At 49.5% G+C, this 12,328-nt stretch carries 10 protein-coding genes; 5 read left to right on the forward strand and 5 right to left on the reverse strand.

What is annotated here, in order from left to right:
* Positions 1–85 precede the first annotated feature (85 nt).
* On the reverse strand, positions 86–778 hold the full coding sequence (locus OSQ85_RS11640; protein WP_265823287.1) for a DUF2231 domain-containing protein: 693 nt from the start codon (positions 776–778) through the stop codon (positions 86–88).
* 177 nt (positions 779–955) lie between these two features.
* Here OSQ85_RS11640 and OSQ85_RS11645 point away from each other — a divergent pair, with 177 nt between their 5' ends.
* From OSQ85_RS11645 to OSQ85_RS11655, 3 genes are all read left to right on the forward strand, one after another.
* Entirely contained in the window at positions 956–1,981 is a 1,026-nt protein-coding gene (locus OSQ85_RS11645; protein WP_265823289.1) for a molybdopterin-binding protein, read from the forward strand.
* The gene (locus tag OSQ85_RS11650) at positions 1,978–3,159 is read left to right on the forward strand and encodes a molybdopterin molybdotransferase MoeA (protein WP_265823291.1); all 1,182 of its coding nucleotides are present in this window, start codon (positions 1,978–1,980) and stop codon (positions 3,157–3,159) included. Before OSQ85_RS11645 ends, OSQ85_RS11650 begins: the two co-directional genes overlap by 4 nt.
* A 128-nt stretch (positions 3,160–3,287) precedes the next feature.
* On the forward strand, positions 3,288–5,036 hold the full coding sequence (locus OSQ85_RS11655; protein WP_265823292.1) for a PAS domain S-box protein: 1,749 nt from the start codon (positions 3,288–3,290) through the stop codon (positions 5,034–5,036).
* 268 nt (positions 5,037–5,304) lie between these two features.
* Here OSQ85_RS11655 and OSQ85_RS11660 read toward each other — a convergent pair whose 3' ends face one another.
* On the reverse strand, positions 5,305–6,297 hold the full coding sequence (locus tag OSQ85_RS11660; protein WP_265823293.1) for an NAD(P)H-quinone oxidoreductase: 993 nt from the start codon (positions 6,295–6,297) through the stop codon (positions 5,305–5,307).
* A gap of 94 nt (positions 6,298–6,391) precedes the next feature.
* Complete coding sequence (locus OSQ85_RS11665; RefSeq protein WP_265823295.1) at positions 6,392–7,342, reverse strand: type II secretion system protein; 951 nt, start codon at positions 7,340–7,342, stop codon at positions 6,392–6,394.
* Positions 7,343–7,430: 88 nt separating this feature from the next.
* Between OSQ85_RS11665 and OSQ85_RS11670 the strand changes: the two genes are divergently transcribed.
* Positions 7,431–9,113: a type II secretion system protein gene (locus OSQ85_RS11670; protein WP_265823296.1), complete on the forward strand. Its 1,683-nt coding sequence runs from the start codon at positions 7,431–7,433 to the stop codon at positions 9,111–9,113.
* 123 nt (positions 9,114–9,236) lie between these two features.
* Positions 9,237–9,980, forward strand: coding sequence for a hypothetical protein (locus OSQ85_RS11675; protein WP_265823298.1), 744 nt, complete (start codon positions 9,237–9,239; stop codon positions 9,978–9,980).
* An 82-nt stretch (positions 9,981–10,062) separates the two neighbouring features.
* Here OSQ85_RS11675 and OSQ85_RS11680 read toward each other — a convergent pair whose 3' ends face one another.
* A complete protein-coding gene (locus tag OSQ85_RS11680) occupies positions 10,063–10,551 on the reverse strand; it encodes a HyaD/HybD family hydrogenase maturation endopeptidase (RefSeq protein WP_265823299.1) in 489 nt (162 codons plus the stop codon).
* Between the two features lie 83 nt (positions 10,552–10,634).
* A complete protein-coding gene (locus OSQ85_RS11685; protein ID WP_265823301.1) occupies positions 10,635–12,317 on the reverse strand; it encodes a nickel-dependent hydrogenase large subunit in 1,683 nt (560 codons plus the stop codon).
* Positions 12,318–12,328 lie beyond the last annotated feature (11 nt).

Below are 12,328 nucleotides of genomic sequence, written 5' to 3' on the forward strand. Positions count from 1 at the left end.
TCCTGTCCCTTTTCTGTACACGCTCGCGCCGAACTCAGTTCGGCTTCGCTTCGCAGGCGCAACTCCGTCCATGGAATTGTATACGTCATCCCCAGGTGATCTTGCCGCCGTTAAACCCTATCACCGCCATAACAGGCAGATTAAGGAGCAGAAGACCGTTGTAGAGGTTGGAAACCCCTGTCCCGGCAGCCGAGATAGACGGATCGCTGAACCTCAGCCACATTTCCGCCATGCACATAAGAAACAGCAGGGCTGAGAAGGCTATCTTCGTAACAAAGACATTAGATGTCGCATAGTGATAGTTCACCCACCAGCTGAAAAAGCCGGAGGCTATTGTGGGGACGAGGGCAACACCGCCGGCCACCATGCAGTGAAAGGCTGTGGTCTCAAAGCTCGGCTCCCCGGTGAACAGGAACATAATCTGCATAAACACCGCAAAGCTGAGAAGACCCATGGGGAAATGTATGAACATAGGGTGCGGGTGGAGCTTTCGGTAAACATCCCTCAGCATCGCCTTAAGCTCATCGGATGAGGATGTCTGAATCTTCGCCACTGATTCCGTGAGCACATCAACGGGCTTTATTCTGGAAAAAACCTCATCAGTGTGCGGTGCTTTGTCCAGATCCTCAGTGAGATCCCGTCCGGCAAAGTGCCTCTTAACGTGCTGACCGTTTTTCCACAGTCTGCTCTCCGTAACATCATAAACGTGGCCTTTGTAGCCTATATACGCCCTGCGCCCTTCTTTACCGTCAAACTTGCTGAGTTCTTCCCTGTCCAAATCCGTACCTCCAAAAAAGCATATTCCGGGGCTTTACCTCAGATTTACCTTTTGGCAATTATCATTTAAACTATAAGAAAATATACCAGAATGCAGAATCAAGTTCCACCGCAATCGGTCTGCTTGACAAAAACATTCCGTACATCTACATTTTATTGAACACACAGCGGAGTCGCAATGAAAAAAATCAGTATTGACAATGCGGAAGGTCAGGTTCTCGCATACGACATCACAGAAGTTAGCCTGGAGAAGAAAATAAAGAACAGAGCATTCAAGCGCGGACATGTAATCTGTGCGGATGACATAGAGTATATGAAAAACCTCGGCCGCAGAAACATTTTTGTTATGGACGGCAATGACACGGATGTTCATGAGGATGACGCGGCAAAAATGGCCGCACCCCTCGCCGCAGGTGAAAATGTCACCTACGACAAAGAGACCAGCGAAGGAAAAGTTTCATTCTATGCGGAAATTGACGGAGTTTTCCATGTGGACAGGGAAAAACTGCTGGCAGTAAACAGCCTTGAGATCCCCTCCATGCCCACCCTGCATGACGGTTTTCCCGTGAAGAAAGGCGCTCAGGTGGCAGCTTTCAGGATAATCCCCCTTGTCTGCACTGAGGAGCTTATGAACTCTGTCAGAAGCATTCTCGACAAACCTATATTAAGCGTTAATCCATACAAAATAAAAACAGCCTGCATTCTGGTAACAGGGAACGAGGTTTACGAAGGGCGCATAAAGGAAGGCTTCATACCCAAGCTTTCCGCTAAGCTCAATGCAATGGGCGTTGAAGTTGTCGCAACCGCTGTCGCCCCCGATGACAGAGAGCACATAACCGGTGAGCTTAAAAAAATGCTTGAGCTCACCGACCTTGTGCTCACCACAGGCGGAACCAGCGTTGACCCTGATGATGTCACTACAGATGCCATAAAGGACGCAGGAGTGCAGATAATCTGCAAGGGCAACCCCATACAGCCGGGGAACAACTGCTCCATAGGCTACATAGGAGAAAAAACCGTGGTCTGTGTGCCTGCTGCGGCTCTGTTTTTCCATGCAACAGCGCTGGACATCTATCTGCCGAAAATACTGGCACAAGAAAAAATAACTAAAGAGTTCATAGCAAATTCCGGTCACGGCGGCCTGTGCCACTTCTGCGAGAAGTGCCATTATCCCGTCTGTCCGTTCGGGAGGGGCGGCTTATGATAAGCTGGCAGGAAGCAAAATCCATACTTAACAGCCTTGTAACAACGTACGGAACAGAAAAAGTTTCGGTAAGGGAAAGCTGGGGCAGAACTCTGGCGGAAGATATAACAGTGCCCAGAGACTACCCGGATGTACATAAATCCGCAGTGGACGGCTATGCCTTCAGGCACGGCCGTAAAACCTACAGGCTCACGGGGGAAGTAGCCGCCGGAGAAAAAAGCGGCCCGTCCGTAGAGGCTGATGAAACCATATTTGTTATGACCGGAGGAACTGTCCCCCACGGTGCGGACACTGTTGCCCGTGTTGAAGACTGTGAAGATAACGACGGAATTATCACCATCCCCGGAACTATCCCCGCGGGAGATTCCGTCAACCTCGCCGGAGAAGAGGCCAGAAAAGGCGAAGCCGTAATCAGAAAAGGCGCAGTCATTGACAAGGGGCTGTACCCTGCCCTGTTTTATCTGGGCAAGGCTGAGGTTGAGGTATATAAAAAACCCCGTGTGGCCGCATTTGTCACCGGTGATGAAATCCTTGAAGTGGAAGAAAAATTCACCGAGGGAATGGTTTTTGACACCAACAGGCGCATTCTGGAAAGCTGCCTGAACTCCGTAGGCATAACCCCTGACTTCTTCGGCCCCATCGGGGACACGGAAGCGGAAGTGGCAAACGCTTTCAAGGAAATGTGCAGGGATCACGACATAATCATATCCTCCGGCGGCGTTTCCATGGGGAAATATGACTTCGTGAAAAAAGTGTTCAAAGAGCATGACTTCGAACTTTTTATAGAGAGAACACGCATCAAACCCGGCAGCCCGCTCATGGTGGCCAAAAGAGATAACAAGCTCTTCCTCGGCATGCCCGGCTACCCGGCGGCGTTTCTCACAAACTTTGTTTTCTACGCTGTGCCTCTTTTCAGGAAGGCTCTCGGCGTGACTGACTTTGAAAACAAGATCCATAAGGCAATCCTGAAAACCGAGATGAAGGCAAGAAAGGGGCGCATGGATGTTGACAGGGCTGTCGTAACTGTTGAGAACGGACGCTACTGCGCCGCCGATCCCGGTTCGCAGCTCACCTCCCACTTCATCAACTTTGCGGCGGTAAACGCCCTTGTGCTTATTGATGAAGACAAAAATTCGCTCCCCGCAGGTTCGGAAGCGGACATGATACTTATTCCGTAAAAACAGTGCCGCCTCCCGAAAAGGCGGCATTTTTATTTCAATTATCATAGAACAACAGCGACTTATTGCTTTTTTTGCTGTAAAATCAGGTATGACCATTTATCCTAGAGGGGCGGGGCAGTATAATTATGGCGGCGTATGATTTTGTTCTGAATGGGGATTTGCGTATTCTGAATATATCCGGAAAAGCAGAATCTTTTCTCGGATACGACATTTCGGATCTAAGGGGAAAAGCTTTCATAGAGCTCATAAAACTGGACTATCAGGAAAGGACGGCTTCCGCCCTTGGGCATGGCGAACAGGACTTCTGTTTTATCCTTGATGCAGGCAGTCTGTGGCATTTCATTGAGTTCGAGCCTGTCCCCCTGCCCGACGGCACAACGGGAATCAGCATATCAAACCTTAACCCGCTCGCCTCTGACAGCGGCAAAACATTCAGCAGTTTTGCCGGCTTCATTGAAAATATGTTCGACATTTACTACACAGCAGATATTTACGGCAATATAACCGCTATCTCCCCTTCCGTTTTCATATATTCCGGCTTCACCCCGGAGGAGCTCGTAGGAAAAAACCTCGGCAACGAGCTGTATGTTAACCCCGCAATGAGGGAAACATTCAAAGAGCTGATAGGAATCAACGGAAAAGTCTCAGCTTTTGACGCTCCTCTGTTCAGGAAGGACGGCAGCGTTTGGTGGGTTTCCACTTACGCGCACTTTATCAAAAACAGCAAGGGGGAAGTCATAGGCGTTGAAGGGATAGCCAGAGACATCACCGACCATAAGGAAGGGCTGGAAAAGCTGTTGAGAGGGATAGAAACCAGATATAAAACCCTCTTTGAATCGGCAACAGATGCCATCTTCATTGTGGATCTGCGCACCAAGCGGATTGTGGATGCTAATGCCGCAGCACGGAACATGACGGGCTACAGCCTCGATGAGCTCCGCACACTCATCCCCGAACAGGTTCACCCGCGCTATGAGTTTGAAAAAGTCCATAACTACATAATACGCAAGCGGGAAGAGTTCGGTCTCAAGGAAACGGTGAGGCTCGACTTCCTCAATAAACACGGCGAAATAATCCCTACAGAGATAACGGCATCCGTCATTACGGAGGACGGCAGGAAGTTTTCCATTGATGTGGCAAGGGATATTTCCCAAAGGCTTGCCACAGAAAAAAAACAGCGCGAACAGGAGCAGATGCTTGTTCATCAGTCCAAGCTGGCGGCTATGGGGGAAATGATTTCAAATATAGCCCATCAGTGGCGCCAGCCGTTAAGCAAAATGACAGGCATACTCACCAACCTTGAAATGGGCATAAAACAGGGCAATCTGGATAAAAACGAGGCAGAAGACCTTATCCGCGAAGCTTTTTCCACCCTCAAGTTCATGTCGCACACGATTGATGATTTCAAAAACTTCTTCAGCCCGTCAAAACCTGTCGAGGAGTTTTGTATCAATGCCGCCCTCAATGAGGTGCTGTCCATAATTGAGCCTAATCTCAGGTTCCACGGCATAAGGGTGATAATAAAGGCGCAGGAAAATATTTTTCTGACAACCCACAGGAATGAATTCTGTCAGGTTCTGCTGAACATAATCCAGAACGCGAAGGACATTTTATCCATCAGAAAAACGCCTGAACCCAAAATAGAAATACGGATAACAGCCGGAAGGGGGAAAACTGTGATCCGTGTGGCAGACAACGGCGGCGGCATAGAGCACTCAGCAATGGGGCGGATATTTGAGCCCTACTTCACCACCAGACCGGACGGTCAGGGTATAGGGCTGTATATGTCTAAGATAATTATAGAGAAGAATATTAAAGGGACAATAACTGCCAGAAACACCTTTGAAGGGGCGGAGTTTACCATTGTATTGTAAAAACAGCCCTATCCTTAAGGTTTCAGAGCTTATTCAAAGGGTCTGAACAGAGACTGCCGCGTCGCTCCCGCTCCTCGCAGTGACGCCGGAAACAACAACGCTTCCGTGATAGGACTGCCAGGCTGATGACAAACACATTAGCATGCTCTGTTCATATATAAAATCCCCCTCCGGTTCCCCTTTGCAAAGGGGGAAGTCATTGCATATAAAAGCAAAACGACCCCATCAGCAATCTGGACAGCCCCACATTATGGGGCTGACTGCTAAACTACAGATCCGCTATTTTTAACACTATCTTGCCGAAATGTTTGTCCTCTTCCATAGTTCTGTGGGCTTCGGCGACTTCTTCTATGGGGAAAACCTTGTAGATTATGGGCACAATGCTTCCGTCAGCGAATTTGGGAAGAGCTCTTCCGGTGAACTCTCTGACTATCTCCCCTTTTTCGGAAACTGGTCTGGAACGGAGGACAGAGCCGATAATCTGCTGGCGCTTAACCATCATCAGGGCAAGGTTAAGTTCAGCCTTGATTCCGCTTGTGACGCCGATTATCACAAGTCTGCCTGCGTAAGCCAGTGAGTTCATGTTGGGAGAAAGATATTTTGCGCCGACATGGTCAAGAATAAGGTTAACGCCCTTCTTGTTGGTAAATTCCTTCACCATCTCGGAAAAGTCTGACACTTCACGGAAGTTCACTGTCATTGCCGCGCCGAGTTCCTTAACCTTCGCTTCCTTATCAGGCGCAACTGTCACTATATATTTTGATTTGGGAGTGAGTGCATTTGAAAGCTGTATGGCCGCAGTGTTGACACCGCCGCCGCCGCCGTGGAAGATCGCCGTTTCCCCATCCTGAAACCCGCCGATCATAAATACATTCAGAAATGCGGTAATATATGACTCGCACACGCATGCGGCCTGTTCAAAGCTCATGTTCGCAGGGACAGGCATAAGGTGCTCTGCATAGGCCACAGCATATTCAGCGTAACCGCCGCCGCCCACAAGGGTCATCACCCTGTCGCCCTTCTTCCAGCCTGTAACTTTTGAGCCGAGTTCTTCGATTACACCTGCAACCTCAAGTCCGAGAATTTCAGAATCTCCGGGAGGGGGCGGGTATTTGCCTTCTCTCTGCACAAGGTCAGGTCTGTTTATGGAAGTGGCAGCAACTTTTATCAATACTTCGTTCTCTTTCGGTAACGGCTTTTCCGCCTCTCCCACCTTAAGAACGTCAACTCCTCCGAATCCGCTCATTAATACGGCTTTCATGATAGTCTCCTCCGGCATTTATTTAAATTATCGTTTGATTTTTAGCATATGCAGGAAATTTTATAAACAGAAATCTGTTGAATCAAGGTACGATTTATTCTGATATGGTGAGCACAAGTCTTTTATTTGCCAGACTGTCATCACTGCCGACGGGGTCATTGCCGTCACGAACCCATACGCTTATATAGTACGAACCGCTGCTGCCTGCGGGCGGTGTTCCGGTTATGCTCACATTATCCCCCGCTGTCCATGAGGATTCACTTTCGTTAAAGCAGTCCGAGGACATTTTTACACTGCTGCCGAAAGCGGAAAATTCAAGAGCACCGGAGGCCTTAAGCGCCAGAGCATCCAGACACCACCTGTATCTGCCGCCGCTCTCCAGCGGAACCCCTCCGTCCGCGAAAAACTTCGCGCTGTAGCTCCGCCCTGTCCGTGCCTGAGGAAGCTCGTTATTCAGTATCCTGAGCCTTGAAGCACTGCATCCGCTGCGCGCCTGAAGCTCACCGAGGGTGACCCACTCACTTATATCGTCATAGCCTTCTGCCCGTGTTCCGTCAGCAGCCCAGTCGTCCGCAGCATCACCCTGAACATATATGCGGATGATCCCCGCCTCATCGGCTCCGGTCTGTATGTTGGCGTTTGCTCCGCCGCTCACCGTGACAAAGGCAATATTTTTTACCTGAGTGTATTCCGTGCAGCCGAAGTTTCGGCACTGGCGGATCTCAAGGCGGGCAGTCTTCTTCCGGCATACGGCATCACCCGATGTCAGTGCTTCATCATATATATAAACAACAGGCCTGCCGCCGAAATCCGATGAATAAGGAACGGCAGGTGCAAACCCCTCCTGCGCGGGAAGCACCCCGTTAAACCCGGAGTATGAAAAAAGTGAGTTTTTGGCCGAAACAAGGCGGGCGGAATCGGTCTCCGCAGTTTTCTTCTTAACGGCAAGGGCGAGGAGACTGCTCCCCGATGCAAGGGCAAAGCCTATTATAACCAATACTATAGCAAGCTCAATAAGAGTGAACCCCTTCGTTCCTGAACGCATTGGCAACTAGACTCCCGTAACGTTAATTGACTGATACTGTTTAATTTTATAATAATTCTTATCTCCTGTCATCCTGTATGAGGCTTTTATGCGTTCCCCTCTCTGCCCTGAAAAGGGCTTTTCGTTGATTGAGCTGGTTTTTGTCCTTGTCATAATCGGTTTTCTCGCCTCGTTCGGCTACGGAATGATGAAAAATGCCAGAAACTATTCTGCTAAAAGGACTACGGATGCGGCTCTCAGAGAGGTCCTTATGAAAGCATCGGCAGTGATCGCATCGTCAGGAAAAATCCCGCCGGCATCTTATTTTAACGGCTTAACGGACGGCTACGGCAGAAGCATTCTGACCGCTGCGGCAGACGAGGCTGATCTGTGTTCAGGCTTCGGCGGAATAAATATTTCCATATGCCTCAATGCGGACTGCTCCGAGAAAGAATCAGGCGGAACGGCTGCGGTTTTTGCCGCCAGTGCCGGAGAGGACGGCAGGTTTACCGCAAATACGGAGAACGGTTCAGTCACAATCTACCCCCGGTCAGTGCAGCATGATGATGTAATCCTTTGGACAGGCTTCGCTGAGGCTATGGCACAGGCCGGATGCGGAAACGGCTCACTTAAAATTGTCACTCCCGCGCTCCCTCCGGTGAACGGAGGTAGCCTTTACACAGCAGAAATACAGTCAGTGCCCCCTGCGGAAAAGTGGTGTGCGGAATCAGACGGTGAAACAGCCGCAATCCTGAATATTTCAGCAGGGTGTGCAGATAATGCAAGTTTCATCAGCGGCACATCCATGCTTATCTCAGCCAGTACCCCTTCATTCACCGATTCTTCCATCCGCAGAATAACAGTTTATGCCGAACGGGGCGGAACAGTGTCAACCGCCTCATATGCTGTGCCTTTTTATCCGGATGATACGGCAGGGGGGACAAAACCCGGCATAAGGCTGGATTCGGATGATATATACCGGAGGGATCAGGCTGGTGCGGAGACGGACGCAATAGAGCTGATAACAGATGAAAAGGGCGGCGTAGACGGCTTCGCCCTGGCAGGAGGCTCCTCATCCGGCTCTGTGTGCCTGTGGATCAATAAGGTATTCGATTATAAAACTACTTTCAGAATGTATTACGAAGCGGAAACACACTATAAAGACAATGATGTACAAAGCCTCGGCTCACCATTCGGCGGTTACGGTCTTGCGGTTTTCCCATCCGAGTATGAGACAAAGCAGTTGAAATGCGGCTTGCCCGGCACTACCGGGCTAGGTTACGGAGGGCTGAGCTTCGGAGGTGCGGGCTTCATTCTGGAAACAGACCTTTACCCTGACAGAAACTTCGACTTCAATCTTTACCCTTCCCCTAACCATCTCGCTTTTGTGCCGTGTATTTACCCCACCGGAGGCTCAAAAGTCTGCCTCGGCGCCCATCTGCACACTGCCCTTCCCTCATGCCCCTCCGGCGGCTGCGCTGAGCCTGCTTCCTCATCCCCGAACTGGTTTGAGGATGAAAAAAAGCACCCGATGCGCCTTGAGCTTCACTCCGGCTACTCCGACGGCACATGCTCGCAAAAATCCTCCGGCGGCGGCTACATACTTGCCAAGGCATGGACAGACTGCTCATCCTGCTCGGATCTCTCCTTCAATTACACAGGGAGCAGCCCCGATGCGGAGTACTGCCTAGAATCGGAAGATAAAATGAACAGCATCCACATAGGCTTCACCTTCGGCAGCACGGCAGGCTCGGAAATCACTTTCGATAAAATTCTCTTCTCTGCGGACTGAAAAAGCATAGTTTACTGCCTCTGTTTTCCGCTTTTTCCGGAAAAATTATTATTAATCCTCTTGCACAGCAAAAATGAGCAGTATATGATGAAATATTGCGCTGTTTTTTTGCGGAGGAACCATATGAAAAAAACGCTGCTCCTTGTTTTCCTGTTTTTTTCCGCCATTCAGATCCATGCCGGCATAACCGTGTCGGAAAAACTTACAGACGGCCAGTCTGTAAGCTATTTCCAGAACGGACTTATCGCATCCTTCTCTGACGGGAAACTGGACACGCTGATTGATATCAGGAAGAAGACGGTCTACACAGTGGACTACGAAAGTGAAATGATAATGCACGGAACCTTTGATGACATGAGGGAAATGCAGAAGCTGGCCGCTGCACAGATACAGGATGTCACCAAGGATGACTATTACAAAAAGCAGAATGAGGAAATCAAAAAGCTTAAGGTTAAAACCGAGCTCAAGGGCAAGGGCTCTTACGCGGGCTACCCCTGCGAGAGAGTGCTTTTATCTCTGCCGAACATGAACATTTCCACAGAGATATGTTACTCAAAACAGCTTCTTGACGAGATAGCCGGAGAGGTTGACATAGCCGCTTTTCTAAGCATTGTCAATAACACACCCCCATTCTACATGAGCCCGGAAGAGGTTGTGGAAAGTGAAATCACCGCTTATGCCTCAAAGGGTTTCAGCCTGTATGAGAAAACCCGCCTGCCTGATTTCAGCGGCGGCACTAAGGAAGATGTGACTGTAGTCACAGCAGTAACAAAGGGCAACATTCCGGCCGACAGATTTCAGCTTCCCAAAGGGCTTACCATGGTGAAGATGAAAGACCTGATGACCCAGATAATCAACCAGCAGTAGCTCAGACAAAAAAACGGGCAATTCCCTCACAGGAAGTGCCCGTTTCATGATTCTATGATGTTCCCCAAAGGAAGCTTCCGGACTAGCCGTTCTGTTTCCTTTTCAGAGTGATGCCATGAGAACCTAATTCATCCAGAAGGAGCTTCTCAACAACAGCAACCTTGTCCTGAAGTTCAGGGCTCAGCTCTAAGTTGCCTTCCAGAGATTTGGGGATTATGCCCAGAAGCTTCACACTTTCGGGCACTTTCCCGCGCACTTCGCTGATAAGCAGAACTTCCTGCAAACCTATCTGGTGAGGAGACATCTTGGCGGGAATCCTGTTCAGCCTGATGTCATCAAGGCCGTAGGTACGTATCTCCCCCGGTTCGCCGTCTGTATCGAGAGTGTCTATAATGATAATATGCTCGGCTTCTTCCAGCTTGTGAGTAGCGAAAATACCCATGGTTCCCCCATCATAGAGTTCCACGTTTTCGGATGCCTCGAAATTTTTCTCCATGTGCTGGATCATGTGCACTCCGAAGCCTTCGTCGCCAAGCAAAATGTTTCCTGCACCGAATACAAGTACGTTCATATGTGCTCCGTATAAATCATTGCGCAGCGAAGCGCAACAGAAAAAAAGGGGGCAGGTCTGCACCTTGCCCCGCTTTGTTTGTATTATCTTACTTTTACGCTTGTAAGCTCTTTTCCTTCGGGGTCGATTGAGTGCACAGCGCACGCAATGCAGGGGTCGAAGGAGTGTATTGTTCTGATAACTTCAAGGGGCTGGTGAGCGTCCGCAACGGGGTTGCCCACAAGGCTCGCCTCATAGGGTCCTGCCTGTCCTTTCTCATCTCTGGGGCCTGCGTTCCATGTAGAAGGAACAACCGCCTGATAGTTAGCGATTTTCTTGTCTTTAATGACTATCCAGTGTGAAAGTGTTCCTCTGGGTGCTTCGTGGAAGCCCACGCCTCTGTACTCGCCCATGGGCATTTCAACATGGTTAGCATATGCAGTTTCGCCTTTTGCAAGGTTGTCTATGAGCATATCAAGGTATTTGAGCGATTTGTCAGCCATTACAACTGAGCGGATTGCTCTTGTGACGTGTCTTCCCATAGTTGACTCAAGGTCGCCTACTGTTATGCCGAGAGTTTTAACTGTTGAGTTGACAAGATCAACAACCTCTTTGTCCTTGTTGTAGTAAGAAGCGAGGATCTGCGCAACGGGACCAACCTGAATGGGTTTGTCAACGAGTCTGGGCGCTTTTGACCATGAGTATTTGCCGTTCTCATCGAAGTCAGTGTACATGGGTTCGGTAACGCCCTCATAGGGGTGTTTGGGAGTTCCGTTCTGATACCATGCGTGAGCGACTGACTCTGTTACGTTGTCAATGAGGTATGCATCTTTATGGTCTTTAAGGACTCTCATTTTGTTAAATTCGCTGTTGAAAACTATACCGCCGTTCATGTCGAACTGAGTCATTTTTTCATCCACGGGGAATTCAGGTACAGCAAGGTAGTTGTTAACGCCTTTGCCGTATTTGAACCAGTCTTTGTACATAGAGCCGATAGCCACAACATCAGGGAAGAGAACTTTTTTCACGAAGTCTCTTGTTTCAGTCATGAGCGCGCGGAGCTGAGCGAATTTCTCCATGTTGAGTGTTGCCATGTTATCCACGTTAACCGCAGTTGCAACACCGCCGAGGCAGAGGTTCTGTATGTGGGGGTTTTTACCGCCGAGGATAGCCACAGCCTGAGCCGCTTTTCTCTGGTAGTCAAGGGCTTTAAGGTAGTGAGCAACAGCCAGAAGGTTTACTTCGGGGCTGAGTTTCATTGCGGGGTGTCCCCAGTAGCCTGAACCGAAGATACCGAGTTTTCCGGTAGCTACGAAGCTTTTGAGTTTTTCTTTAACAGCGGCAAATTCAGTTACGCTGTTGCCGGGCCAGTCAGAGAGGCTCTGAGCGATGGCAGCGGTTTTCTTGGGGTCTGCTGAAAGTGCGGAAACAATGTCAACCCAGTCAAGGGCTGAAAGGTGATAGAAATGCACTATGTGATCCTGTACGGAGTGCTGAGCTATCATCATGTTTCTGATAAGCTGGCCGTTAACGGGAACGTCAACGTTCATAGCCGCTTCAAGTGAGCGGATTGAGCTTATGGCGTGTACAGTGGTGCAGACACCGCAGAATCTCTGAGTGAAAACCCACGCATCTCTGGGGTCACGCCCCAGAAGGATTTTTTCGATACCTCTCCACATCTGTGCAGAGGACCATGCCTTAGTAACCTGGCCGCCGTCAACCTCTACGTCTATTCTGAGGTGTCCTTCTATACGGGTAATAGGGTCAATCGTTATTCTTTTTCCCATTATTTAATCTC

This window comes from Geovibrio ferrireducens, assembly GCF_026226615.1.
In the GTDB taxonomy this organism is placed as follows: domain Bacteria; phylum Chrysiogenota; class Deferribacteres; order Deferribacterales; family Geovibrionaceae; genus Geovibrio; species Geovibrio ferrireducens.